Genomic DNA, 23900 nt, shown 5'->3' with positions numbered 1-23900 from the left:
CGCCGTCAGACAGGCACAGTGCCGGTCATGGCCAAGCCTACGGAGGCAGGCGTCCACGCCCCCACGGGCTTGACCGCGATGATTTTTCCGCCGCACATGACTGCGATGCGATCGGCCAGCGCAAAAATTTCTTCGAGATCTTCGGACACCAGCAAGATGCCCGCCCCTCGCTCACGGGCCGCTAGCAATTGCTCGCGCACATAAGCGACAGCCCCAATGTCCAGGCCCCAGGTCGGCTGATCCGCCACGATCAAGCGCGGCTGACGCGCCAGCGTGCGACCGAGGATCAACTTTTGCATATTGCCGCCCGACAAGCTCCGCGTGCGCACCTCGAGCGAGGCTGCCCGCACATCGAAGCGCTCGCTCAACTCGCGGGCATAAGCACGGCCCGCTTGGGCACGTACGACGCCCAACCGCGTAAAACGCTTGTCGTCCAGATCTTCAATAATCGCGTTTTCCCATAGGGGACTATCCCCGATCACCCCTTCGTGGTGCCGATCTTCAGGGATCCGCCCGACGCCGGCCGTCGTCCAACCCGCGGGCGTACGCGGCGCCATCGCGTGCGCCGGCCCCAGGCGGATCGTGCCGTCATCGGGCTGGCGCAAGCCATTGAGCACCGAGACCAATGCCTGCTGGCCATTACCGGCTACGCCGGCCACCGCCACGATCTCATGGGTATGCACGGTCAGATCAGCACTGTCGAGCAACGGCGCGCCGCCCGCGCTATTGCGCACCGTGACCTGCGACAGTGTGACTACCGGCGCCGCCTGCGTACGCGGCTCGGCGTTGTGTGCGCGCGGCATGACGACCTTGCGCCCGACCATCAGCTCGGCCAGTTCCGACGCGTTGGTCGACGCCGTATCGCGCTCGGCGACCAACTGGCCTTGCCGCAACACCGCGACGCGCTGCGACACGGCCATGACCTCGTCCAGTTTGTGCGAAATGAAAATGACGGCGAGCCCCTCGGCCACAAAACCGCGCAACGTCGCAAACAAGCCCTCGACCTCTTGCGGGGTCAACACGGCAGTGGGCTCGTCAAGGATGAGAATGCGCGCGCCGCGATACAGTGCTTTGAGAATCTCGACACGCTGCTTTTCGCCGACGGACAGCGTACCCACCGGCGCATCGGGGTCGACGCCCAGGCCAAACCGCTGGCCCAGCTCGACCAGACGCTGCCGCGCCCGCGCACGGCCCGAGGCCAGCGTCCATAACGATTGCGTGCCGACCATGACGTTATCGAGCACGCTCATGTTGTCCGCCAGCGTGAAATGCTGATGGACCATGCCCACACCCGCGGCCAGCGCGGCATCCGGCCGACCTGGCGGTAATACCTGGCCATAGACCGTAATGCGGCCAGCATCAGCGATGTAATGCCCAAACAGAATGGACACCAGCGTCGACTTGCCCGCGCCGTTTTCCCCCAGCAGGGCGAGAACCTCACCCTGTTTCAAGCTCAGCGAAACCGCATCGTTCGCGGTCAAGCTGCCAAAGCGCTTCGTAATGCCCTCAAGTCGCAGGGCCAGGGTATCCGTCATTTCGCGCTGGACTTGGGTTCGCTGTTGTCCACCTTGACGACAAAGCTACCCTCGAGAATAGCCTTTTGCTTAGCCTCGACCTTGCTCATCAGATCGGCGGGTACTTTCTTCTCAAATGTACCCAGCGGCGCCAGCGCCGAACCCTTGAACTTCATCAATGAATATTGACCGTAGTCCTCGCCCTCGAACTTGCCTGCCTTGACTTGGGCCAGCGCGTGGTCGATGGTGGGCTCCATATTCCACAGGGCCGACGCCACGACCGTCTCCGGATACTGCGGTTGCGTATCCACGACGTTGCCGATGGCCAGCTTGCCGCGTTCCTTGGCGGCGTCCGACACGCCGAAGCGCTCCGCATACAGTACGTCCGCACCATTGTCGATCATGGCGAAGGCGGCTTCCTTGGCCTTTGGGGGATCAAACCAGGAGCCGATGAACGACACCGTGAAGCTCACCTGAGGATTGATCTCCTTGGCCCCGTCCATGAAAGCATGCATCAAGCGGTTGACTTCGGGGATCGGATAACCGCCGACCAGGCCGATCTTGCCCGATTGACTGACACCAGCGGCAATCATGCCGGTCAGGTAGGCAGGCTCTTGGATGTAGTTGTCGAACACCGAGAAATTTGGTTTTTGGGGTTTGCCCGAGGAACCCATCAGGAAGGCTGTCTCGGGATAATCTTTGGCCACCTTGCGGGCAGCGGACTCGACGGCAAAGGCCTCGCCCAAGATCAGCTTGTTGCCCTGCTCCGCGTACTGGCGCACCACGCGTTCATAGTCGGCATTACTGACGTTTTCCGAAAACACGTATTCGATTTCGCCCCTTTCCTTGGCGGCGTTCAAAGCCTTGTGAATGCGCGACACCCACTGCTGCTCTACCGGGACCGTGTACACCGCTGCGACCTTGATCTTGGCCGCCGTGTCCTGAGCCTGTACCAGACCGGACATCAGGAACACGCCAGCGGTGGCCAAGCCCAGCTTCAGCACACCGCGACGGGCAAATGCAGGCACGGACGGAAGGGTTTCAAGCATCATGATTCAGGCTCCCAAGCGGAATGAAAAGTAAACGTCGACGTTCGCCTCAGAGTCCCCCAGACGCGAACTCGCGCCATGTGCACAAGATAGGAAGGGGCTGATCTAGTGAAACATCTGACGTAATGGACCCAATGGTTGGGTTTACGGTCGCCTGGAAAGAAGCAAAATATGTGCCGGCGGCAGAAAATGCATGCCGCTTAGCTCGCCCGTCGCGATGAGTCATAAAACCAAACCGGACGAGATTGTAGACATTTTCTTGAGCGTAGACCGCCTTAGCCTGGGGCATGAACCCAAAAACACGGTCGATAAATGCATTATTTCAGTGCATAAGCACAATAATGGTGCGCAAAATAACAACCTGAGAACTTGTGCCGCCATACCCAGGCGGTCAAGCAACGAACCGTCGACGGGTCGCTATTTCAGTCGCGCCTGCGCCATCATCAATCGATCCAGGGCATTGCCAAACGTACGCCGATCCGCCTGACTAAATGCCGCTGGCCCGCCCGTATCAATGCCGGCACTGCGGAGTTCTTCCATCATGTCTCGCACCGACAACCGCTCTCGGATGGTGTCCTCGGTATACCGCTCACCGCGAGGGTTGAGCACCAGGGCGCCTTTTTCGAGCGCCTGGGCGGCCAAAGGAATATCCCCCGTAATCACCAGATCACCCTTTGACGCGTGCTGGACGATATAGTCGTCCGCGACGTCAAAGCCCCGCGGCACCTGCACGGCACGTATCAAAGGTGACGGTGGCGTATGCAGCATCTGATTCGCCACCAGCGTCAACGAACGCTGCCACCGTTGTGCTGCGCGATACAGGATTTCCTTGATCACGACAGGACAAGCGTCGGCGTCCACCCAAATATGCATAACGTCAGGCTTTCAGGGCGTCGGTCAACAGCGTATTGATGAGATCGTTGACGCTGACCTCATCGAATTCGGCCTTGGCGCGCAAGGCGTCGATCACGGGCTGACGCAGTTTGACCGGAAATGACACCAGACCGGCGGCCTGATCCAGACGACGTTGCTCGCGACGATCCAGCGCCGGCGCTGCCCCCGCGGCATAACGGCCGGACGGAATAGAGGCATTCAATTTCCCCATCAACTTCAGGGCTTTATTTTTTTCGAGATCGGTCTTTTTCATAAAAATCCAGAGATATACGCCCACGTATGCCACAAAGGTGGCGCCCCCTTATGGGGCTTCCTTGCCGCGGGGCAATCCTCCGGCAAAAAACGCGATTTACCCATCGGCAAATTCGACAGGTCGCATCTTAGAGCATACGGCGAGCACGTGCCCTCGGATTCGCATCAGCTCGGTATCTACGAATAGACCAGGTATAGGGCAATCGCCACACTATTGCCATCGATCAGCAATCGCTCCTCATAATTGCTCACCTTGAAAGAACGTAGCCACAAGGCTACACTAAGTGTATCCGGCTGAATACTGGTAGGTGAGCATTCTTCGCTTGCCTATGAAACAAGTACACAGCACCAAAAGATACGATGAGTTCGAGGAAAACCTTAAGGATCTCGTTGCTCGTGCACGAATACAGGCTCGGATTAAACGGCTCTCACTTGGCAATCCCGGATCTCATCGCAACCTGCAAAAAGGCGTATCCGAACTGAAGATCGATGTTGGGCCGGGATATCGGGTTTATTACACTGAAATGCAGCATGGAACGATCGTGCTACTGCTGGCAGGAGGCGATAAATCAACACAGAAGGCAGACATAAAGGCGGCTTATCAAATGAATGATCAATTGCCATGAGCCTCAACACGCTTCAAGAACTCGGGCAGGAAAGTGCTATATCGGTCTCGCCACGCAACGCTCCCAAAGGAGCTTCTATGAAAAAATTGACAACACGAGAATATGACATCGCCGAGCGACTTCGTACGCCCGAGGAGATGGTGCTGTATCTCAATGCCTGCATTGCCGAAAGTGATGGGGATGCGGCCTTTATCGCCAAAGCCCTCGGTGACATTGCACGAGCACAAGGAATGACCAAAGTCGCAAAGCAGGCAGGCCTATCTAGAGAAAGCTTGTACAAATCACTGTCAGGTGTACGCGAACCCGAGTTCTCAACGATTTTGAAAGTGACACGTGCTCTCGGATTACGGCTGCACGCCTCCATCTGACAGCCACAGAGTGGTAGGCGGCGAGCGCAGTAATTACTTCAACTGACTGACATGCGCAGCCACCACCCGCCATCCCTGCGGCGTACGCACCCACGTCTGGCTTTGACGCCCGGTCCCGGCCACACCCTCTCGTCGAAATTCCCGATTGCAGGTCGCAAAATCCCGACCATAGGTGGTGATCACGGTTTTCAGCACCTCTCGATCCAAGCCCTGCGAGGGCCGAGCGGTACGAAAGGCCTGGATCTCTTCATAACCATATAGGTTCTCTCCTGCGCCATAGCGCAGGGTATGGGGGCTGTCCCAGAACAGTTCATCGAGGACCGCGACATCGTTACTCGTCAGGGCCTTTTCGTAGCGATCGAACTGCTCGCGGACCTCGGCCACCACATCGGGCAAGTTGATCTCAATCACCGCCGCACCTCACGTTGGAATATTTCTAGGCTGCGCTTCTTAGTTTCGATGAAACTCGGTTGCGACAGTGTCTAGGATACGCGGCCGCGCATACGCATTCGGAATTGATTGCTCTACCGCACTGAAGGGTGCATGAACAATCTGCCCCTTGTTCAGTAATCAAATGCAATATCTCTCGCCATTGGCGTCAGGGTTTCTCCTAGGGCCAGGATGTAAAGAATGTAAACTACGGAATAAGACTTATTCTTGGTCAATGGATGACCCGATCACTATTACGCCGTTGTCGCGAAGGAACCCGATGCATTTCTCCGATCCCCGCCCCGTCCGTCGCCTGCCACGCTTTGCCGCAGCCTTGCTGGCGGGTCTGACGATCAGCCCCGTCACGTGGGCGGCCGAACGCACAATGCAAACGGCATTCGGCGAGGTCAAGATCGAAGGCGTACCCACCCGTGTCGTCACGCTGGGCGAAAACGCCTTGGATGCTACGGCGACATTGGGTATCAAGCCGGTAGGCGCCCTGGCGAGCCGTGGTGGCACCGATATACCGACCTATTTAAAAGCCAAGACGGGCCCACTGGCGCTGGTGGGGACGGTGCGTGAACCCAGTCTCGAAGCCATCCTGGCGCAACAGCCCGACATCATTTTGGCGGCCCCCGGCTTGACCAAGGAGATGTACGCGAAACTCAGCCTGATCGCTCCCACCGTCGTGCCCGCAGGTAGCTCGTTTGATCCCTGGGAAGACACCCTGCGCGAGTACGCCAAGGCGTTAGACAAATCCGACGACGCCGAAAAACGCATTAGCGAAGTCGACACGCGCGTTGAGGAACTAAGCAAGCGGATGCCCGCCAACACCACCGTGTCCGTGCTGCGCTGGAATCCGCAAGGTCCCCAGATGATGTCGAGCCATTTGTTCGTGGGCAGCCTGCTGCAGGATCTGGGCCTGCGACCCAACCCGCTGGCGGCCAGCATCAAAGATCGCCCACATAGCGACATCCTCAGCCTGGAGAACCTGAACAAGGCCGACGCCGACTGGATATTCCTGGCCACGCTCAATCCGGATGGCAAGAAAGCGCTCGATGAGGCCCGCACTCAACCCGCGTTCACGCGCTTGAAAGCCGCGCAGGACGACCAAGTGGTCAGCGTGGACGGCCAAATCTGGAGCAGCAGCTCGGGCTATCTGGCCGCGATGCAGATCCTCGACGACGTGGAGAAGTCGTTAGCGAAGTAACGGCGCGAGAATGGCCTTCCGACAATCCTTTATGCCCGTCAAGGCACTGGGTCTTTCCGCCCTGTGTCTTCTGTTTTTGTGCCTGCTCAGTTTGCTGATCGGCGCGGGTGATGTTAGCCCCGCAGAAAGCTTGCGGGCACTACTGGGCGGCGGTAATGACAACGCGCGTTTCACCCTATTTGAACTCCGCTGGGCCCGCACCGAATTGGCGTTGCTGGTCGGCGTGGCATTAGGGGTCGCCGGACTGCTCATGCAAGCCGTCGCCCGCAATCCGCTGGCGGAACCAGGCCTGCTGGGCGTCAGCGCCGGATCATCGTTTGCGGTCGTGGTGGCGATACTGCTGGGCGCCTCGACCGCAAGTCTCTATCTGTCGGCGGCGTTCATCGGCGCGATCCTTGGCTGCGCGCTGGTCATGCTGGTATTGCGCATGCGTGGTGTAGGAGACGACCCGGTACGCCTTGTCCTGGCGGGTGCGGCGTTCACCGGTCTGCTGCAAGCAGGCAGCAGCATGATCCTGCTTTCCGATCAGCGCACGGCCGACGAAATTCGTTTCTGGGTGGTGGGCAGTCTGGCGGGACGCCCCCCGGAAACGTTTTTCTGGACGCTGCCGGGCCTCATCCTGGGCGGATTGATTGCGCTGCCCCTGGTGCGTCCCCTCGCCGCCCTGGCGCTGGGAGAACAGGTGGCCAAAGGGTTGGGCCACCATCCCCATGGCGTGCGCCTGGCTACATTATTGTCAGTCGCCTTGTTGGTGGGTGCGGCCAATGCTGCCGCCGGGCCCATTGCCTTTCTGGGCCTGATCGTGCCGTATATTGCGCGCCGTTTTGTGGGCACGGATATCCGCAAGCTGCTGGGTCTATGTGTGCTGTTGGGCCCCTGTGTCTTGTTGCTGGCCGATATTGTGTCGCGCCTGGTCGTGCGCCCCTACGAATTACCGGTTGGGGTGGTGACCGCCTTTATCGGCGCGCCTATTCTTATCGCGGTAGTGCGTACCCATCGCCTGCCCAGTTTGTGATTGCCGATGTCCAACGCCGCCACTCTGCACCGTCCCCATGGCTACTTCGTATTGCGCACAGGCGGACTGTCGCTACTGTTGCATCGGCGTGCGACCTGGGTCTTTATCGCGTTGTTGGCCGCGCTGGTCGCGATCTGCGTATTTTGTCTTAGCGCAGGCGGGCCCAAGCCCTTGCCGTTTGCGGACACCTTGGCGACCGTGCTCGGCGGCGGCACGCCGATGCAACGCCTGCTGGTCATGGAGTTGCGCTTGCCGCGCATTCTGGCCGGCCTCTTTAGCGGCGCAGCGCTGGGGGCCGCCGGTTGCCTGATGCAAACACTGGCCCGCAATCGCCTGGCCACTCCCGGCATCATCGGTATCGACAATGGCGCGACGGCATTTGCCGTCGCGTCTATCGTCGGCGTCGCCACCAGCATGGCGCCTTCGACATTGGCCTTGTCGGGCGCCGCGACGGCCGCCGCCATGACGTTTATTCTGGCAGCGGGTGCCGGCGCGCGAGGTTATCGCTTTATCGTGGTCGGCATCGCCGTCGGTGCCCTGTTTGGCGCACTCACGAATTTGATGCTCGCTCGCGCGGCGATCGATGCCGCGAATGCCGCGTATCCCTGGACGGTGGGCAGCCTTAACGCTCGACCCAAAGCCACCGTCCTGCTGTTGGGTTATTCCCTGCCCCTTTTGTTGTTTGTCGGTCTGCTATTAACGCGTGGCCTGGCCACCATGCGCTTTACCGACAGTGTCGCGATCGGCCTGGGCGTACGCTTGCAAGCCATGAGGATCGGCACGCTTATTGTGACCGTATGCCTCACCGCCCTGGCCGTCGCCGTCTGCGGTCCAGTCGGCCTGGTCGCACTGATCGCTCCCGAAGTCGCTCGCTACCTGGGCGGGCAGCACGGTGTCCCCATGCTGAGCGCCGCCCTGGTTGGCGCCATCTTGACCGTCTTTGCCGATTGGGTTGGCCGTACCGTTCTGGCGCCCACCGAGATTCCCGTGGGGATTGTGATGGCCATCATTGGTGGCCCGTACCTGCTGTGGATCATCCTGCGCCCATCGGCTCAAAAAGGCCCCTGACCTTATTGTCCACCTCGCTTATGTCCACCCCGATTTCTTCCCTGCTGTACCAGTCCGCCGGCACCGCGGCCACCCTCGAAACCCAAGCCTTGCGCATGGGCTACGGCCAGCGACTCATCATTGAATCACTGGATCTGATGATCCCCACAGGCCGTGTCACCGCCATCGTCGGACCCAATGGCTGCGGCAAATCGACCTTGTTGGCTGGGCTGGCGCGCCTGCAAAAAAGCCAGGGAGGCAGCGTATTGCTCAACGGTAAGGCGATCAACACGATGCCCAGCCGCGAGGTCGCGCGCCTGTTGGCGCTATTACCCCAAGATGCGAGCGCTCCCGACGGGCTGACGGTCGCTGAGCTCATCCGCTTTGGACGCCAGCCTCACCAAGGCTTGCTGCGCCAATGGAGCGACCGCGATCAGGCCGTGATCCAGGCCGCGCTCGACGTCGCCGACCTGAACAGCTTGGCAGACCGCCCCTTGGAATCCATGTCAGGCGGTCAACGCCAACGCGCTTGGATCGCGATGGCGATTGCGCAAGACACTCCACTGCTGCTGCTGGATGAACCGACCTCCGCCTTGGATCTGGGTCACCAGATCGAGGTCTTCGAACTGATTCGCCAACTGGCCCGCGTCGGTAAGACCGTCGTCATGGTGGTGCATGACCTGTCCAGCGCGTGCCGTTACGCCGACCACGTCGTCGCCATGAAGCATGGCAAGATCGTCGAGCAAGGGTCTCCTGCGCAAATTGTGACGCCGGAGCTAGTGGCAACCCTTTACGGTGTACGCTGTACGTTGATGCAAGACCCGCATACAGGAACCCCCGTGATCGCAGGAGTCAGTTTGCTCGAAAAGACCTGACTCTTGCACGGCGGGGCACTGGTTCGTTTTGATAAGGAATCACGCTATGAACGCCACTGTTCAACCCGCCCCTACCGTCACACTATTGAATGGCGTCGCAATGCCGCAGTTGGGCTTGGGGACATGGCCCATGGATGACACGCAAGCCGCGCGAGCAGTGGCCAGCGCCCTGGACCTGGGTTACCGCCTGATCGATACTGCGGAAAACTATCGCAACGAAGCCGGCGTAGGCGCCGGCATCCGCCAGTCGGGCGTGAGCCGCGATCAGATCTTCGTCACCACGAAATTCAACCGCGAATGGCATAGCGTCGATGGCGTCAAGCAGGCATGCGAAGCGAGCCTGTCGCGACTTGGAGTGGACTACATTGATCTGCTGTTGATCCATTGGCCCAACCCCGCCCAGGATCGTTACGTCGACGCTTTTCATGGATTGACGCGTTTGCTGGAATCGGGCGTGGTCCGGGCGATCGGTACGTCCAACTTCAAGGTCACCCACTTGCAACGCCTGCTCGATCAAGGGCTGGTGCCTCATGTGAACCAGATTCAACTGGACCCCTACCATTTGCGCGATGATGTGGTCGCCTTGCATAACGCGCACGGCATCGTCACGGAAACCTGGAGCCCACTGGGGCGCGGCGGCGAGATGCTGGCCGATCCGGCGATCACGGCCGTGGCCGAGCGTCACGGCCGCACGCCAGCGCAGGTCGTGCTGCGTTGGCAGACGCAGTCAGGCTATGTGCCCGCACCGAAGTCATCCGACCCCACCCGCCAGGCGCAAAACCTGAACGTGTTTGATTTTGAACTATCGGCCGATGAAATGGCGGCGCTTAACGCGCTGAACCGCCCCGACCCGAAGATGATGGACGCCGACGTGTTTGGGCATTGAAACGGGAGCGAACAGAGGGAATTGCAGTTTCACGAGTTTTAGGGCAATAATTGAGACTAATTCTTATTACAAATTAGTTTTCCCTATAGATAGCCCTGACTGCTCGCATGTCTTCCTCTGAATCGTCACCATCTCTGATGGTTGCCCAGTTGTACGACGCGCATCATGGCTGGCTTTCGAGCTGGCTGCGCAAACGTTTAGGTAACAATGCCGATGCCGCCGATTTGGCGCAGGATGCGTTCGCCGGTATTTTGCTCGCTAGCCGTCGGCAGTCACTGCCCAATCTGCGCGAACCTCGTGCCTATCTGACCACGATCGCCAAACGGCTGGTAGTGGACTTCTACCGGCGCCATGCCCTGGAGCGCGCCTATCTAGAGGCGCTGGCGCTTGTTCCCGCCGAGCATGCACCATCGGAAGAGCAGCGCCTGATTATTTTGCAGAGCTTGCAGGAGATCGACGCGCTACTGGACGCCCTGCCCGCCAAGGTGCGTCAGGCATTTTTGCTCTCACAGCTGGATGGTCTGACGTATGCGCAGATCGCGGCGGAGATGTCTATCGGCGTGCGCTCAGTCAAACGTTATATGGCAGAGGCTTTTCGTCATTGCATCCTGGCCGCCCCATGAGCCTGCAGACGTCGCCCTCCATCGATCCGCAAATCGCCGCCGAAGCAGCCGACTGGCTGGTACTCATGCATTCGGGCAATTGCTCCGTTGCGCAGCAGCACGCCTGTGACCGTTGGCGCCAATCCAGTGCCGAAAATGAGCGCGCATGGCGTCGCGCTCAAGAGGTTTTGTCCAAGCTTGGCGCCTTGCCGCCCGAGTTGAGCCGGGCCGCGTTAAACCGGCCGCAGCGTCATGATCGCCGGGCCGCGATGCGCACCCTGGCGGGGCTGGCCCTCGCGGTACCTTCTGGTTGGCTGGCTTGGCATGTCGCGCCGTGGCAAACCTGGACCGCGGACCAATCCACGGGCGTGGGTGAACAGCGCCGCCTGGATCTGCCGGACGGCAGCCTGTTGACACTGAATACGGCCAGTGCAGTAGATATTGCTTTTACGCCCTCCTCCCGAGAAATCGCACTGCGTACGGGGGAAATTCTGGTCGAAATGACTCACTCCGCCCGATACGACGCGCGACCATTACGGGTACGAACAGACAACGGCATCATCCAGAGCACTCACTCGCGGTTTACGGTACGACAGTTTGCCGATCACTGTGCTGTCGCGGTCATCGAGGGTGGCATAGACATCGAGCCATCATCGGGCAGCAGCGTTCGACTGACCGCGGGTTACGCGACGACGTTCTCCAGTACGGCGGCAAGTATTGCCCACCCGGTGTTGTATCCACCTCAAGCCTGGGCCCAAGGCGTTTTGTATGCGGACGCCATGTCATTGGACGACTTTGCGGCCGAGATCAATCGGTACAGGCCGGGGATTGTGCGATGTGACCCACAGATCGCGCATTTACGCGTTTCTGGCGCCTTTCAACTGAGCCATACAGACACCGCATTGCGTGCCGTCACACACAGCCTACCTGTCCAATTGGTCTATCGGACCCGCTACTGGGTCACTTTGGCCGCCGTTTAATGCCCCCCACCCGATGCGTGATTGGGCATCGCATGGCGACATCGTGAATCAATAATTTTTTACACGCCCGCCTGGCCCTTTTTTTTATCTCATTCGACATACCAGACAGAACCCTATTCGGACCTGCCTGCATGCCTCGCCTACATTTGCCTCTTTGTGGACTACGTCCCGCCCCGACGGGCCTACGACGGATCGTCTTTACCTGCTTCTCCTTTGCGGTGGTGCTGGCCATCGGCTCGCTGCCTAGCCACGTGCAGGCACAAACGACCCAACACGCGCAACGCCAGTTCAATATTCCGGCCGGATCGCTGTCCTCTGTGCTGGCGACCTTTGCGGGTGCAGCGGGAATCAATCTGTCGTTCGACCCCGCGCTGACGGCGGGTCAACAGTCGCCCGGTTTGCAAGGCCACTCGACGATCAGCCAGGGACTGAACACGCTACTGAGCGGCACAGGACTCTTATCGGTACATACCAGCGGCAATGTGTACACCCTGCAGCGGGCCCCCGCTGGCTCGACAGCGACGCTGCCCATCGTAACCGTAGAAGGATTTGAATCTGCGACCGGCCCGGTCATCGGGTTCGCCGCGCGACGCAGCGCTACTGCTACCAAGACCGATACGCCATTGATCGAAGTCCCCCAGACCGTCAATGTCGTGACTCGTGATGAGATGACGGTGCGAGCATCCAACACGGTTGTCGAAGCCCTGTCATACACCCCTGGCCTGTATGCACCTGGCGGCAGCACCGATCTGCGTTACGACAATATTTATCTGCGTGGCGGGTACGCAGCGCGCAACAACCTCGATGGTTCTCGATTGCCATACGGAGCATACAGCTTTGGCATGCTGCAAATTGAACCTTACGGGCTGGAACGGGTGGAAGTCCTAAAAGGACCTTCCTCCGTGCTCTATGGGCAGAACACGCCGGGGGGCCTGATCAATATGGTCAGCAAGCTGCCAACCGAGACGGCACAGCGCGAGATCAGCTTGCAAACGGGCAGTTACGGCCGCGAACAAGCCACGATAGACTTGAGTGGCCCCGTGGACGACGAAGGACAGTGGCGCTACCGCTTTACGGCCTTGCAGCGCAACGCCGCCCAATCGCCGTATTACACCGAAGACGATCGAATATTTGTCGCGCCGGCCCTGACTTGGCAGCCCTCGGCCCGGACCTCTCTGACGCTACTGGGCTTTTATCAAAAGGATCATCAGGTTCCGTTGTACGGCACCCTGCCCGCTGCAGGTACGCTCTATGACAATCCGAATGGCGAAATTTCACGTCACCGATTTGCGGGCGAACCGGATTGGGATCGATATAACCGCGAGCAATACTCGGTTGGATATTTGTTTAGCCACGAACTGAACGACACGTGGACCTTTAAACAAAATCTACGCTATAACCACATGCGAGGCGAAGCCCGCACGATGCCGGGGTACATGCTGGATCCCGTCGACATGCGTACGTGGTCGCGCACCATGGCGCGCGGTCAGGGGACAGGCGCCACGTTTACCTTGGATACACAAGTACTCGCGAGCTTTGATACGGGTTCCGTGCATCACGAAGCGCTGTTCGGCTTTGATTATTTGAACATGCGCGACACCTACTATTTTTCTAACGTCATCGCGGGCGTTCCCTCACTGGATTTGTATGATCCGCACTATGGTCTACCCGCGCCTGGCGTTGACGATCTCATCACGCGCATCGACGCTCGTCAAAAGACCGAGCAATATGGTCTGTACATGCAAGACCAACTGCGTTATGAAAATTGGGTACTGACGCTAGGCGGGCGCTATGACATTGCCGACAGCATCACCCGTAACCTGATGACGTCGCAAAAGGTCTCTCAACGTGATCGTGCCTTTACCGGCCGCGCCGGCTTGACCTATCTGTTCGCCAATGGCCTGGCGCCCTATCTTTCATACTCCACCTCGTTTACCCCCACAGGCGGCACAGACTACAACGGCAACCCGTTCGAAGCCAGTAAAGGAAAACAGGTCGAGGCCGGGTTGAAGTATCAGCCGCCGGGTAGCGACACCATGGTCACGCTGTCGGTCTATCAACTGACGCAGACCAACGTGTTGACTTCCGACACGACGCCGGGACGCCCGCCGGGCTTTCAGACCCAGACCGGTGAAACTCGGGCGCGCGGGATCGAACTGGAGGGCAAAACCACCCTCGCACAAGGCCTGGATGCCGTCGCCTCGTACGCCTATGTGGACTCTGAGATCACGCGCACCGCGAATACCGACATCGTCGACGGCATACCCGAATCGAGGCAAGGAAAACGGCTGTACTACGCCCCCCAACACCAGGCAGCGGCCTGGCTGAACTACACCGTACAAAGCGGTGCCTTGCAGGGTCTGGGCCTGGGTGCGGGCGTGCGTTATATAGGATCGGACTGGGGTGATCCGGCCAATACTTTGCGTATCCCCGCGGTCACTTTGGTGGATGCCGCGATTACTTACGATTTTGGTCGCATGGATCCCTCATTAAAGGGCCTGAATCTAGCGCTTAACGCCAGTAACTTGTTTGACCGTCGATATGTCGGCACGTGCATTACGAATCTATCGTGCTCCTATGGCGCTGGCCGCATGGTCTACGCCACGTTGAGATACCGATGGTGAAACGGCGTGCATCGAAGGGCGAAGTGATATCGCGTCTTGTGGCCGCGGGCCCAGGCGGATATGTTCTGATCTATGTTTTTGCGGGCACAGCTGCATTATTGCCGCTGCACCCCGCTGATGCGCTCTTCTATCCAGGCCTGTTATCTATCGCGTTATACGTGGGGATAGCGCTGTGGGCCTTTGCCGCTCGTAGCCATGCGCGGGTCTGGATGGCGATCGTGGCCGGTTGCGTGGCCTGCCTGGTTGCGCGCGTTGGATTACAGGCATGCTAGGCAGCCTGCGCCAGTCGATGGCTTGGTTGCACAACTGGGCAGGTTTGCTGTTTGGATGGCTGCTGTATGCCGTGTTCATGACCGGCGCACTAAGCGTTGTAGCTGCCGAGATCACGCACTGGATGACACCGGAATTCCTGTCGGTGCGTCCTGCTGATCGCACTCACACTCTGCACATTGCGCAGGACTGGCTCGAAAAACACGCCCCGCCCACGGCCCAAAGCTGGCAGGTCGAATTGCCCTGGGCCCGTCATCCGGCGCTACTAGTGGCCTGGCACCAAGACGGACAAAGCGAAACGGCCTGGCTGGACCCCGCCAGCGGCCAGACTATCTCTCCTCGAGACACAGAAGGTGGCGAGTTTCTGATCGAATTTCACTACAGCCTGCACGCGGGATTGCCAGGCATCTTGTTGGTCGGGCTAGCCAGTATTGTGATGCTGATAGCGCTCTGCAGCGGGCTCATTGTGCACCGTCGTCTGTTCGTCGATTTCTTTACATTTCGGCCCAATGCATCGACCGGACGCGCATGGCTGGATGCGCACAACGTGTTGGGCGTACTGCCCTTGCCGTTTTATTTGATGATTACCATCACGGCGCTGTCGACCTTGTTGCTGACGTACCTGCCCTCCGGTATCAATAGCCGCTACGATGGCAACGCCGCGGCATTTGTGGCGCAGGCCTTTCCGGTTCCTCCACCGCTGCGGGCGAGCTCACAACGTGCGACGACACAGTCATTGGCCACCAGCGTCACTCGTGCCGAAAACTATATCGGACACGATAGGACTGCCAGCGTGTGGGTGCATCAACCCGGTCAGATGAACTCCAGAGTGGATGTCTTGCGCCACTACGATGATCGCTTGATGGCCTTTCCGGATCGAGTCAGCCTCGATGGCCGTACCGGTCAGATACTGCAGATTGCCGACCAATACCGCGCGTCGCTGATCGTGATGCGTGTGATGGGCGGATTGCACTATGGACGTTATGCGGGCGCCGTGCTGCGCGGCTTGTATTTCGTGTTGGGCGTCGCCGGCGCGGCGATGATTGCTACCGGGCTGCTGCTTTTTACCCTACGCCGTACCGTGCGGCCCACCCGATTTGAGCGTGCGGCAAGTCGCATCAACGTCGCGATGATCGCCGGCCCGCTTTACGCGTGCGCGGGCTATTTTTTGGCAAACCGTTTGTGCTGGCCGCAATCGCCTGGCCTGCACGAGCGCGAGGTCACGCTGTTCTTTGCGCTTTGGGCGTTGTCCGCCGCCCACGCGGCCTTCAGGCAACCCAATCGTCTATGGCGCGAGCAATGGTCGGGGTTGACGGCTCTGGTGCTGGCGATACCGCTGATCGATATCGCGACCTTGTTCACACAAGGCCGCCTGCAGGATGCCCTGGTGACGCCAGTGTTTCCCGGAATGTGGATAGGCTGTTTGAGCGTGGCGGCGATTTGCGGTTGGACGGCACAACGCGCAGCAACGTGACCACCGGCCGATTTCCCACCGAAGTACCCGTTGGCAGCGAATCGATGCTGAGCAAAGCTCGGTGCTAAGACTGTTGATCAGCCATCACTCGCAAGGCAATCGTCGCGGCTTTGCTGACATGATCCGCGCATAGTTTCGATGCCCGTGCTGCATCACGACTGCGAATCGCGTCGATAACCGCTTCGAGTTCTTTGACAGTATGCGCCAATCTCCCGGGCTGCCCCATGGAAAATCGGCGCAGCGAGGTAATCCGGTTATTCAGACCGGTCAGCATTTCCTGGACGATCGGATTACCACACGCCTTGAGCAAGACACGATAAAAATCGTTCTTGGCCTTGACGAGTGCCTTTTGATCGTCATTGCCTTGACATGCGGCGATACGCTCTAGGCTGGCTTCGAGGGCGGCGATGTCGCTTTCGGTGGCATGCTGCGCGCAGCCTGCGCCGGCCAGCGCCTCTAGCGCCTGACGCACCGCGTAGATTGCACGCGCCTCTTCCAGCGTGATCTCCGCGACGGCGGGGCCACGATGGGGCACGATCGTGATCAGCGCTTCAGCCTCTAATTTCTGAAGCGCCTCACGCATCAATGAACGACTGACATCAAATAGCTCGCACAACTCGCGTTCGACCAGTTTCTGACCCGGCGCGAACGAGCCATCGATGATGGCGTCCCGCATATGATCAATCACCTGCTTTTTCAGCGAGACATCCACACGTTCAAATTGAATATTCATGGCCCTTGACTCGTTGCCGCGCCGCGTCGCCAACTATGACGATAAGGGCACGTCACAGCGTTGCGAGACATACCGGGCGAGCTCAGTATGATCGGCTCCCTTGCCCAGCGATTCCGACGCCGCGCGCGATATCTTCAGGCAAAGCTGCGAAAACTCAGCGGTATGGTTGTCATCCAATCCCAGAGCGATGCCAAGATCTTTGACCATCAACTCCAGACCAAAGCCGGCATTGTACTTACCCGACAAGACGAACTGCTTAAACTTTTTTTGCGTCGAGTTGTTCATCCCGGTCGAGGCATTCAGCACATCGACCATCATCTCCGGATCGAGCCCAAATCGCTTGCCCATCACCAGGGCCTCCGCACCAATCAAGAACCCGCCCGCCGACACGAGGTTATTGAGCGCCTTCATCGCATGAGCGGTGCCCACGTCACCGGTGCGCACCACGCTGGATCCCATGGCTTTCAGCACGGGCTCTACGGTCGACAGGGCGGCCGAGCTTCCCCCAAACATGATCGACAAGTCACCCGTTTTTGCGCGGCTGACGCCACCCGACACCGGCGCGTCGACCAACTCGACGCCCTGCTTCTCGGCGGCTTGTGCCAACGTGCGCGTCATCGCAGGCGCACCGGAACTCATCTCGACAATGATAGATCCCGGCTTCACGCTGGACAACACGCCATCCGAACCCGTCAAGACCTGCTCGACGATGGCGCTGGTGGGCAACATCGTAATAATGATTGAGGCCTCGCGGGCCACGGCGGCGGGCGTCGCTTGCGCACTGATATTGGCATCGGTCGCCAGTGCGGCGACCGCTTCGGCGTTGGCGTCATAAACCGCGACGCCATACCCGGCCTTTACCAGACAATGCACCATGGGCTTGCCCATGCTGCCCAGGCCAATAAAACCAATTTTCGGTGTTGCCATGTCATGTCTCTCTGTCGATATTCGATAAAACGTCGGCCGCCGGCCCGCTAGGAGGCAGTCCGGCTGTCGGATTTCACTTATTTGTTAATGGGAATATTTGCGTCATGTATCAGTTTTGCGAAGCGGTCCACATCTCTCGTGATCAAGCGCTGCATTTCGTCCGGCCCGCGTCGATCCCCCTTGGGCGCGAGAGCCCCCGCTGCGTTCAGAGACTCCTTGACCTTGGGGTTATCCAGGGCGCCATTTAGCGCGCTGACCAGTTTATCGACGCGATCCTTCGGTGTGCCCTGCGGGGCGGCCACCGCGTTCCAGACGGCCATATCAAACTCTGGCACCCCACCCTCGGCGAACGTGGGCGTGTCCGGCATTTGAGGGATACGCTCGGCGCTCGCCACCGCCAGCGGGATCACACGCCCCCCTTTGCTGGCGGGAATCATCGCTACCGTCTGATCCACCACCATGTCCACCGTGCCGGCCATCAGATCGACCATCGCCGGGCCGGTGCCTCGGTACGGGACCATTTGCGCGCGAGTCTTGGTCAGAAAGAGAAAGTACTCCGCCCCGATATGCCCCGTGCTGCCCGGTCCGCCATTTCCCAGATTGATCGCGGGTTGGGAGCTATCGCGCAGCCGCTTCAATAAGTCCGGCAATCGCTTGATACCGCTGGCTGCGCTGACCGATAACACCATCGGCACTTCCGCCACCAAACCAATCGGTTGCAACTGTGTCTTAGGATCGAATTTCATCGCGGGGTACAAGGTCGGCGCAATCGCAAACGAACCCATATTGCTCAGTATGATCGTATAGCCGTCGTTGGGGGAGCGCAAAAATTTCTGTACCCCCGGCACGCTGCCGACGCCGCCCAGGTTCTCAACAATAACCGTTGTTCCCAGCTCGTTACCCATCGCCTCGGCAACGATGCGGGCTAGGCCATCAGTAGAGCCGCCGGGCGCATAAGGCACGACCATGGTGATCGGCTTATCGGGGTAGGCGTAGGCGCCTGTGCCGAAGGCGACTAACGTCGCCACGATCACGGGGCGAAGAACTTTAAGCATGCGTGTCTCCTCCATCGTCGAATGGATAGGTATTTAGCAGTTCAAGATGCGAAAAAAAAGGCCGGGATGATGTTTTCTTATGCCCAGCCGGATATCGCGGCAGAACCGCTTACTTCTTGTCCTGTGCGGCTTCCTCTTCGTGATATTCCTTGATCGCTTGCGATGCAATCCGGAACGAGTCGATCCCCGCCGGTATCCCGCCATAAATGGCGACGTGCGTTAATGCACCACGGATCTCCGATTCTTTCAGGCCATTGCGCAGCGCGCCCTTCACGTGCAAGGCCAGCTCATGTTGGCGATTCAGCACGCCGATCATGGCCAAGTTCACGAGGCTGCGTTCGCGACGCGTCAGGTCATCATTGGCCCAGCACAAGCCCCAGCATGATGTGGTGGAGATATCTTGCACAATGCGATTGAAATCCGTGGCGTTGGCGATCGACTTGTCCACGTATTCCGCGCCAAGCACTTCACGGCGGACTTTCAGGCCTTTTTCGTACAGTTCGTTGTTCATCGTCTTCCTTAGCGGTGTTGAAGGGGTAAATGACAAAGCAGACTAGCAGGATGCATTCCGCCAAATCGTTGCAGTCAATTTTGATTGATTGTCTGACAATATGGCAATCGTAGGGATTCGCAAAAAAATCGCCTATAAGTATTAACCCTGATATGCGTGCGCTACAATTGTTCTTTAACGGTTGCGGGCATGACGGTCCTGTGCCGATCCACTCCCCCAGAGACTGACTCCATGACCCCCTCCGCGTCCGGAACACGCTCGCCCGGCTTAGTCCTGTTTGCGCTTGCCATCGGCGCATTTGCCATCGGCACAACCGAATTTGCCACCATGAGCCTGTTGCCGTATTTCGCGCAAACGCTCGGTATCGATGCTCCGACGGCCGGCCACGTCATCAGCGCGTATGCACTGGGCGTGGTCGTCGGTGCCCCTTTGATTACGGTCGCGGCGGCCCGTCTGCCACGACGCGCTCTGCTGTTGTGGCTGATGGGCAGTTTTGCGTTGTTCAATGGTTTGTGCGCGTTCGCGCCGACCTACGAATGGATGATCGTGCTGCGCTTTCTCAGCGGTTTGCCGCATGGTGCCTACTTTGGTATTGCCTCGTTAGTCGCCGTGTCGCTGGTCCCCGAAAATCGTCGCACCCAAGCGGTCGGCCGCATGTTTTTGGGATTGACGGTATCCACCATCATCGGGGTCCCGATGGCCAATTGGCTGGGACACGCCGTGGGCTGGCGCTGGGGCTTTGCACTGGTTGCGGCCACGGGCCTGCTCACCGTGCTGCTGATCTCCTTGTTTGCACCCGCTACGCCGGCCGACCCCAAAGCCAGCCCCTTACGCGAACTCAGTGCCTTGCGCCATGCGCAGGTCTGGATGACGCTCGGTATCGGTGCAATCGGTTTTGGGGGCTTGTTTGCCGTCTACACTTATCTGGCCGACATCCTGCTAGAGGTCACCCAAGTCGCGCCGAGCACGCTCCCATTGGTATTAGCCGTGTTCGGCATCGGCATGACCATCGGCAACCTGATCATCCCCAAGTTCGCCGATCGTGCCCTGATGCCCACGGCAGGTGCCATCCTCTTGTTTAGCGCTACGTCACTGGTGATATTCACCTTCAGCATCGACAGTCTATGGACCATCACACCGGCGGTGTTTCTGGTCGGCATCGGTGGCGCGCTGGGCACGGTATTGCAAACCCGCCTGATGGACGTCGCGCAAAACGCCCAGGGCTTGGCCGCGGCACTCAATCATTCGGCGTTCAATACCGCGAATGCGCTAGGCCCCTTGCTGGCCGGATTGGCTCTTTCTCACGGTTATGGATGGCATGCGCCCGGTTGGGTGGGTGCACTGCTGGCATTGGGCGGTTTTGTGTTGTGGGCGATCTCGGTCGCCATGGATAGACAGCGCAATACACTGCAACAAGCCACGTAATCGATACAGGGCGGCCCACGACCCGCTGGTGAAACATCCAACAAAGCCTAGGCAAAACCAACCACATTCCCTATGATCTGACCACGCTGTGGCGGCGCGTCCGCCCCAGTCTGGATCGACTGTTTCGCGTATTGTCATCAACCCAAGGAGTCACGACATGGCAGGTTGGTTTGAACTCAAAAAAGCAAACAACGGGCAATTCTATTTTTCGCTGAAAGCCGGCAACGGGGAAACCATCCTCACCAGCGAGATGTACGTGGCCAAATCATCCGCCACCAGTGGCATTGCCTCGGTGCAAAAGAATAGCGGTGATGGCGCACGATACAAGACCGCGACGTCCTCAAACGGCAAGTTTTATTTCACGCTGCGCGCCGGCAACAATCAGGTGATCGGCAATAGCCAAATGTACAGCACCGAGGCCGCATGCAACGGCGGCATCGAGTCGTCCAAGCAAAACGGCGCTACGCAAGACATCCGCGATAACAGCTAATGTCCTGACATAGCGCGCAACCGGGTACGCCGTGGCGTACCCGCGCTCAATCCTGTGGGGCTAGTGATTTACAAGAACGACTTGCCCTGCTCCAGCACCTGATCGCACGCTTTGCGGGTGATCTCTTCTTTCAAGCCTCCGCCGCTCAGATCCACGGATTGCCCATTGCCGCCCGTCAAAATGCCCTCGGCGCCTTTGGTATAGCTCTCGTCGGATGAGGCTTTTTCAGAGCCACCTAGCTTGCCCATTAATTGGTCCTTCACTGATGAGGCGTCGCCACCGCTGAGGTAGTTGTTTTTCATGCAAAACTCCAGCACGCCCGCCGCATTGCCTGCGGAGCCGGCGCTCACTGAACCGCCGCCCAATGCCGACAGGGCCGAGCTGTCACCGCCACCCAACGCGCCACCCAGCCCTTGCGCCGCGCTACCTGCCGATGATCCGCTTTGCTCTGCCGCGCCACCACCGAGTTGACCTTTGACAGCGTCCATCGATAATTGCGCATGCGCAGCGGTTGCAAAAAACGGGGCAGCAATAATGGCTGCGGCGCCGATAAGATGACGATGACTCAATTCCATTGCATCACTCCAGGCTGAGGAAATCCAACTTATCCTAGCGGTCGCCGGTGTCAAACAACAAGACAAACAACGCAAAGACAACGGCTCGAATGCGACAAATTATGAATACCAGGCGGCGATGCCTCAGGGCGGCGTAACACCCCGATCCGTATTGTCACAGGCCCGACATGTCTGACCTATCGATGGCAGCAGTCCCGCAGTGCCTGCAAGTCGGGTTCTAACCCAATGCCTGGCGCGTGGCCTAGATGGGCCACACCATTTTCCAATACCGACAACGGCTCGCTGAGCATCGACCGCAGCGGGTTGTCGTTCGCATCGATTTCCAGCAATCCGCCGTGATTGAGGCCATCAACGCTGGCCAGAAGATGCGCCGATGCCATGAGCCCCACGCCGGCCCCCAGATAGTGCGGGCAATAACGCAGCCCTGCCGCGCGCACGGCCTGAATCACGGGCAAACATCCCGAAATGCCGCCCCATTTGGCGAGATCGGGCTGGACGACCCGCAGAAATTCCGCATCGATCGCCGACTGGAACATCTCTTGGCCCAGATAGTTTTCCCCTCCGGCCAAAGGCACCGCGGACTGACGCGCCAGCGCTTGCCACTCGGCAAACGGTCGATCGACGCGCAGCGGCTCTTCCAGCCAGGCGATATCCAGCTCGGCCATTGCGGCTGCCATCGTCATCGATGTCGCAAGATCCCAACCCTGATTGGCATCGGTCATGATCGGAACCCCCTGCCCGACGACGTCGCGCGCGCTGCGCAGATTATGCAGATCACGCTCTTGGCCGAAACCGAGCTTGAGCTTGAAAGCGCGATAACCCTCTGCGTGTTTCTTTCGTATCGTGTCCGCCGGATCGTCGGGGTTAATGCCACTGGCATAGACAGGAACCTGATCGTGCTTTCCGCCCAGAAAGGCCCACAGGGGTTGGCCGGCGCGACGGGCACACAAGTCCCATAGCGCCAGGTCCACCCCCGCAATGGCCTGTGCAATCGGGCCCGGCTCGGCAGACTGCAACGCCAAGACAGCGGTCGCCATCGTCAAATGTGCAAAAACCGCCGGGGGATCCTCGTACGCGCGCCCCAACAGCAGGGGTTGCAATACGGTCTCGACCAAGCGCGCGCGGTGCTCTGCCCCGCAAGCGGGAAAATTGCACCATACCTCGCCCCAGCCATGCGCACCATCACGATCCTCGACCCTGACAAAGACCGCCGGGCGGTCGTGCATCGTGCCGAACGATGTGCGTACCGGTTGCTCGATGGGATAGCGCAACACATGCACGCTGAGTTTGGCGGGGTACACGCTGGCGTTGCCCATGACTGACCTCGTGGCGTTAGGGAATCAAGTTCATTTCGACATGAATAAAGTCCCCACGGTATGAGACTTCACTTAAATAGATCACGCGATCATCCTCATCGACGAACACACGTCGCACCTCGGCAATCGGCGTATTGACCGCTATCTGCAGTTGCTGCGCGATCTCGGTGTCGGCCGTGCTGATCGTCAATGCCTGCCGCGCCTGTGCGATCGTCACACTCGGCATGGACACCAATAACGGAATCACGGTTTCGTTGCGAAAGCGCTTGGGATGCCGACGAAAAATGTCTTCGGCCAAATAAATATTGATCACACAATACGGCTGATCGGCGCGCTCATGAATACGCCGCATGAATACATAGCGCTCAGCGGCGATGCCGTCCTTGGGTGTCACAGGGGCGCTATGTATGGCCTCGTCGATCGTGACAATCGTGGGCTTCGTATCGCGATACATATTGGCCAGCTCGGCCAGTGTCGTCTGTACGCGTAGCCAGCGATCATTCGGTGGCTGCCCCGTGACGAACGTGCCGCGCCCCTGTTGTGGCGACACCAATCCCTCGCGCGTCAACACGTCCATCGCTTGACGCACGGTCACGCGGGCTACCCCGAACGCCGCCACCAGCTCGTCCAGTGACGGGACTTTTTGGCCTTGTTCCCATACGCCGCGGCCAATGCGCTGACGCATCAAGTCCGCCAGTTGCAGATAGCGTGGAATGGGGCTGTCGTGAAAGTTGATAGCCATAAACAAATAGC

General features: G+C 59.1%; 26 protein-coding genes. 14 read left to right on the top strand and 12 right to left on the bottom strand.

All coding sequences use genetic code 11. The features are described from left to right. Window positions 1–5 precede the first annotated feature (5 nt). From ACYVDM_RS11805 to ACYVDM_RS11790, 4 genes are all read right to left on the bottom strand, one after another. Window positions 6–1535, bottom strand: a complete 1530-nt coding sequence (locus ACYVDM_RS11805; RefSeq protein WP_415785600.1) for an ABC transporter ATP-binding protein — start codon at window positions 1533–1535, stop codon at window positions 6–8. Then, window positions 1532–2566, bottom strand: a complete 1035-nt coding sequence (locus ACYVDM_RS11800; RefSeq protein ID WP_415785602.1) for a BMP family protein — start codon at window positions 2564–2566, stop codon at window positions 1532–1534. The genes ACYVDM_RS11805 and ACYVDM_RS11800 overlap by 4 nt, the downstream gene beginning before the upstream one ends. Window positions 2567–2980: 414 nt before the next feature. Then, window positions 2981–3436: a YaiI/YqxD family protein gene (locus ACYVDM_RS11795; RefSeq protein WP_415785604.1), complete on the bottom strand. Its 456-nt coding sequence runs from the start codon at window positions 3434–3436 to the stop codon at window positions 2981–2983. Between the two features lie 4 nt (window positions 3437–3440). After that, window positions 3441–3710, bottom strand: coding sequence for a hypothetical protein (locus ACYVDM_RS11790; RefSeq protein ID WP_415785606.1), 270 nt, complete (start codon window positions 3708–3710; stop codon window positions 3441–3443). 328 nt (window positions 3711–4038) lie between these two features. Between ACYVDM_RS11790 and ACYVDM_RS11785 the strand changes: the two genes are divergently transcribed. Then, the gene (locus ACYVDM_RS11785; RefSeq protein WP_415785608.1) at window positions 4039–4335 is read left to right on the top strand and encodes a type II toxin-antitoxin system RelE/ParE family toxin; all 297 of its coding nucleotides are present in this window, start codon (window positions 4039–4041) and stop codon (window positions 4333–4335) included. A gap of 77 nt (window positions 4336–4412) precedes the next feature. Next, on the top strand, window positions 4413–4703 hold the full coding sequence (locus ACYVDM_RS11780; protein ID WP_415787021.1) for an addiction module antidote protein: 291 nt from the start codon (window positions 4413–4415) through the stop codon (window positions 4701–4703). 33 nt (window positions 4704–4736) lie between these two features. On the opposite strand, the gene hpxZ is transcribed toward ACYVDM_RS11780, so the two are convergent. After that, window positions 4737–5111: an oxalurate catabolism protein HpxZ gene (gene hpxZ, locus ACYVDM_RS11775; RefSeq protein ID WP_415787023.1), complete on the bottom strand. Its 375-nt coding sequence runs from the start codon at window positions 5109–5111 to the stop codon at window positions 4737–4739. A 301-nt stretch (window positions 5112–5412) separates the two neighbouring features. Here hpxZ and ACYVDM_RS11770 point away from each other — a divergent pair, with 301 nt between their 5' ends. From ACYVDM_RS11770 to ACYVDM_RS11725, 10 genes are all read left to right on the top strand, one after another. Continuing rightward, a complete protein-coding gene (locus ACYVDM_RS11770) occupies window positions 5413–6342 on the top strand; it encodes an ABC transporter substrate-binding protein (protein WP_415785610.1) in 930 nt (309 codons plus the stop codon). 10 nt (window positions 6343–6352) lie between these two features. Further along, window positions 6353–7357 carry a FecCD family ABC transporter permease gene (locus tag ACYVDM_RS11765; RefSeq protein ID WP_415785612.1) on the top strand — a complete coding sequence of 335 codons (1005 nt, stop codon included), beginning with the start codon at window positions 6353–6355 and terminating at the stop codon, window positions 7355–7357. A 6-nt stretch (window positions 7358–7363) separates the two neighbouring features. Next, complete coding sequence (locus tag ACYVDM_RS11760) at window positions 7364–8425, top strand: FecCD family ABC transporter permease (protein ID WP_460475390.1); 1062 nt, start codon at window positions 7364–7366, stop codon at window positions 8423–8425. A gap of 20 nt (window positions 8426–8445) precedes the next feature. Beyond that, a complete protein-coding gene (locus ACYVDM_RS11755; RefSeq protein WP_415785616.1) occupies window positions 8446–9279 on the top strand; it encodes an ABC transporter ATP-binding protein in 834 nt (277 codons plus the stop codon). A 46-nt stretch (window positions 9280–9325) separates the two neighbouring features. Next, complete coding sequence (locus ACYVDM_RS11750; RefSeq protein WP_415785618.1) at window positions 9326–10165, top strand: aldo/keto reductase; 840 nt, start codon at window positions 9326–9328, stop codon at window positions 10163–10165. Between the two features lie 107 nt (window positions 10166–10272). Then, window positions 10273–10788: a sigma-70 family RNA polymerase sigma factor gene (locus ACYVDM_RS11745; RefSeq protein ID WP_415785620.1), complete on the top strand. Its 516-nt coding sequence runs from the start codon at window positions 10273–10275 to the stop codon at window positions 10786–10788. Continuing rightward, window positions 10785–11747, top strand: a complete 963-nt coding sequence (locus ACYVDM_RS11740; RefSeq protein WP_415785622.1) for a FecR domain-containing protein — start codon at window positions 10785–10787, stop codon at window positions 11745–11747. Before ACYVDM_RS11745 ends, ACYVDM_RS11740 begins: the two co-directional genes overlap by 4 nt. A 131-nt stretch (window positions 11748–11878) precedes the next feature. Further along, window positions 11879–14371, top strand: a complete 2493-nt coding sequence (locus ACYVDM_RS11735) for a TonB-dependent siderophore receptor (RefSeq protein ID WP_415785624.1) — start codon at window positions 11879–11881, stop codon at window positions 14369–14371. Continuing rightward, window positions 14365–14643, top strand: coding sequence for an iron transporter (locus ACYVDM_RS11730; RefSeq protein WP_460475389.1), 279 nt, complete (start codon window positions 14365–14367; stop codon window positions 14641–14643). Before ACYVDM_RS11735 ends, ACYVDM_RS11730 begins: the two co-directional genes overlap by 7 nt. Then, on the top strand, window positions 14637–16115 hold the full coding sequence (locus ACYVDM_RS11725) for a PepSY-associated TM helix domain-containing protein (protein ID WP_415785626.1): 1479 nt from the start codon (window positions 14637–14639) through the stop codon (window positions 16113–16115). The genes ACYVDM_RS11730 and ACYVDM_RS11725 overlap by 7 nt, the downstream gene beginning before the upstream one ends. 64 nt (window positions 16116–16179) lie before the next feature. On the opposite strand, the gene ACYVDM_RS11720 is transcribed toward ACYVDM_RS11725, so the two are convergent. From ACYVDM_RS11720 to ACYVDM_RS11705, 4 genes are all read right to left on the bottom strand, one after another. Further along, window positions 16180–16848: a GntR family transcriptional regulator gene (locus ACYVDM_RS11720; RefSeq protein ID WP_415785628.1), complete on the bottom strand. Its 669-nt coding sequence runs from the start codon at window positions 16846–16848 to the stop codon at window positions 16180–16182. Between the two features lie 33 nt (window positions 16849–16881). Next, a complete protein-coding gene (locus ACYVDM_RS11715; RefSeq protein ID WP_415785630.1) occupies window positions 16882–17775 on the bottom strand; it encodes an NAD(P)-dependent oxidoreductase in 894 nt (297 codons plus the stop codon). A 77-nt stretch (window positions 17776–17852) separates the two neighbouring features. After that, window positions 17853–18830, bottom strand: coding sequence for a Bug family tripartite tricarboxylate transporter substrate binding protein (locus ACYVDM_RS11710; RefSeq protein WP_415785632.1), 978 nt, complete (start codon window positions 18828–18830; stop codon window positions 17853–17855). A gap of 109 nt (window positions 18831–18939) precedes the next feature. Further along, window positions 18940–19341 carry a carboxymuconolactone decarboxylase family protein gene (locus ACYVDM_RS11705; RefSeq protein WP_415785634.1) on the bottom strand — a complete coding sequence of 134 codons (402 nt, stop codon included), beginning with the start codon at window positions 19339–19341 and terminating at the stop codon, window positions 18940–18942. A gap of 231 nt (window positions 19342–19572) precedes the next feature. Between ACYVDM_RS11705 and ACYVDM_RS11700 the strand changes: the two genes are divergently transcribed. Both ACYVDM_RS11700 and ACYVDM_RS11695 read left to right on the top strand, forming a co-directional pair. Next, entirely contained in the window at window positions 19573–20766 is a 1194-nt protein-coding gene (locus ACYVDM_RS11700) for an MFS transporter (RefSeq protein WP_415785636.1), read from the top strand. A gap of 157 nt (window positions 20767–20923) precedes the next feature. Continuing rightward, window positions 20924–21256 carry a YegP family protein gene (locus tag ACYVDM_RS11695; RefSeq protein ID WP_415785638.1) on the top strand — a complete coding sequence of 111 codons (333 nt, stop codon included), beginning with the start codon at window positions 20924–20926 and terminating at the stop codon, window positions 21254–21256. A gap of 68 nt (window positions 21257–21324) precedes the next feature. On the opposite strand, the gene ACYVDM_RS11690 is transcribed toward ACYVDM_RS11695, so the two are convergent. The 3 genes from ACYVDM_RS11690 to ACYVDM_RS11680 form a co-directional block, all read right to left on the bottom strand. Then, window positions 21325–21831: a YjjA family protein gene (locus ACYVDM_RS11690; protein ID WP_415785640.1), complete on the bottom strand. Its 507-nt coding sequence runs from the start codon at window positions 21829–21831 to the stop codon at window positions 21325–21327. Between the two features lie 176 nt (window positions 21832–22007). Next, the gene (locus ACYVDM_RS11685; protein WP_415785642.1) at window positions 22008–23147 is read right to left on the bottom strand and encodes a mandelate racemase/muconate lactonizing enzyme family protein; all 1140 of its coding nucleotides are present in this window, start codon (window positions 23145–23147) and stop codon (window positions 22008–22010) included. A 16-nt stretch (window positions 23148–23163) separates the two neighbouring features. Further along, the gene (locus ACYVDM_RS11680; RefSeq protein WP_415785644.1) at window positions 23164–23889 is read right to left on the bottom strand and encodes a GntR family transcriptional regulator; all 726 of its coding nucleotides are present in this window, start codon (window positions 23887–23889) and stop codon (window positions 23164–23166) included. Between the last annotated feature and the right edge of the window lie 11 nt (window positions 23890–23900).

Source organism: Bordetella tumulicola (assembly GCF_054779135.1).
Note: the sequence above shows the minus strand (reverse complement) of the source record. Positions and strands in the feature narration are given on the sequence as shown.

What these genes read in the sequence shown, in the direction of transcription:
- ACYVDM_RS11690 (WP_415785640.1), bottom strand. Translation starts at nt 21,831, where the DNA reads ATGGAATTGAGTCATCGTCATCTTATCGGCGCCGCAGCCATTATTGCT.
- ACYVDM_RS11725 (WP_415785626.1), top strand. Translation starts at nt 14,637, where the DNA reads ATGCTAGGCAGCCTGCGCCAGTCGATGGCTTGGTTGCACAACTGGGCA.
- ACYVDM_RS11710 (WP_415785632.1), bottom strand. Translation starts at nt 18,830, where the DNA reads ATGCTTAAAGTTCTTCGCCCCGTGATCGTGGCGACGTTAGTCGCCTTC.
- ACYVDM_RS11795 (WP_415785604.1), bottom strand. Translation starts at nt 3,436, where the DNA reads ATGCATATTTGGGTGGACGCCGACGCTTGTCCTGTCGTGATCAAGGAA.
- ACYVDM_RS11705 (WP_415785634.1), bottom strand. Translation starts at nt 19,341, where the DNA reads ATGAACAACGAACTGTACGAAAAAGGCCTGAAAGTCCGCCGTGAAGTG.
- ACYVDM_RS11720 (WP_415785628.1), bottom strand. Translation starts at nt 16,848, where the DNA reads ATGAATATTCAATTTGAACGTGTGGATGTCTCGCTGAAAAAGCAGGTG.
- ACYVDM_RS11805 (WP_415785600.1), bottom strand. Translation starts at nt 1,535, where the DNA reads ATGACGGATACCCTGGCCCTGCGACTTGAGGGCATTACGAAGCGCTTT.
- ACYVDM_RS11730 (WP_460475389.1), top strand. Translation starts at nt 14,365, where the DNA reads ATGGTGAAACGGCGTGCATCGAAGGGCGAAGTGATATCGCGTCTTGTG.
- ACYVDM_RS11785 (WP_415785608.1), top strand. Translation starts at nt 4,039, where the DNA reads ATGAAACAAGTACACAGCACCAAAAGATACGATGAGTTCGAGGAAAAC.
- ACYVDM_RS11735 (WP_415785624.1), top strand. Translation starts at nt 11,879, where the DNA reads ATGCCTCGCCTACATTTGCCTCTTTGTGGACTACGTCCCGCCCCGACG.
- ACYVDM_RS11695 (WP_415785638.1), top strand. Translation starts at nt 20,924, where the DNA reads ATGGCAGGTTGGTTTGAACTCAAAAAAGCAAACAACGGGCAATTCTAT.
- ACYVDM_RS11750 (WP_415785618.1), top strand. Translation starts at nt 9,326, where the DNA reads ATGAACGCCACTGTTCAACCCGCCCCTACCGTCACACTATTGAATGGC.
- ACYVDM_RS11755 (WP_415785616.1), top strand. Translation starts at nt 8,446, where the DNA reads ATGTCCACCCCGATTTCTTCCCTGCTGTACCAGTCCGCCGGCACCGCG.
- ACYVDM_RS11700 (WP_415785636.1), top strand. Translation starts at nt 19,573, where the DNA reads ATGACCCCCTCCGCGTCCGGAACACGCTCGCCCGGCTTAGTCCTGTTT.
- ACYVDM_RS11740 (WP_415785622.1), top strand. Translation starts at nt 10,785, where the DNA reads ATGAGCCTGCAGACGTCGCCCTCCATCGATCCGCAAATCGCCGCCGAA.
- ACYVDM_RS11790 (WP_415785606.1), bottom strand. Translation starts at nt 3,710, where the DNA reads ATGAAAAAGACCGATCTCGAAAAAAATAAAGCCCTGAAGTTGATGGGG.
- ACYVDM_RS11770 (WP_415785610.1), top strand. Translation starts at nt 5,413, where the DNA reads ATGCATTTCTCCGATCCCCGCCCCGTCCGTCGCCTGCCACGCTTTGCC.
- ACYVDM_RS11765 (WP_415785612.1), top strand. Translation starts at nt 6,353, where the DNA reads ATGGCCTTCCGACAATCCTTTATGCCCGTCAAGGCACTGGGTCTTTCC.
- ACYVDM_RS11780 (WP_415787021.1), top strand. Translation starts at nt 4,413, where the DNA reads ATGAAAAAATTGACAACACGAGAATATGACATCGCCGAGCGACTTCGT.
- ACYVDM_RS11680 (WP_415785644.1), bottom strand. Translation starts at nt 23,889, where the DNA reads ATGGCTATCAACTTTCACGACAGCCCCATTCCACGCTATCTGCAACTG.
- ACYVDM_RS11715 (WP_415785630.1), bottom strand. Translation starts at nt 17,775, where the DNA reads ATGGCAACACCGAAAATTGGTTTTATTGGCCTGGGCAGCATGGGCAAG.
- ACYVDM_RS11685 (WP_415785642.1), bottom strand. Translation starts at nt 23,147, where the DNA reads ATGGGCAACGCCAGCGTGTACCCCGCCAAACTCAGCGTGCATGTGTTG.
- ACYVDM_RS11800 (WP_415785602.1), bottom strand. Translation starts at nt 2,566, where the DNA reads ATGATGCTTGAAACCCTTCCGTCCGTGCCTGCATTTGCCCGTCGCGGT.
- ACYVDM_RS11745 (WP_415785620.1), top strand. Translation starts at nt 10,273, where the DNA reads ATGTCTTCCTCTGAATCGTCACCATCTCTGATGGTTGCCCAGTTGTAC.
- ACYVDM_RS11760 (WP_460475390.1), top strand. Translation starts at nt 7,364, where the DNA reads ATGTCCAACGCCGCCACTCTGCACCGTCCCCATGGCTACTTCGTATTG.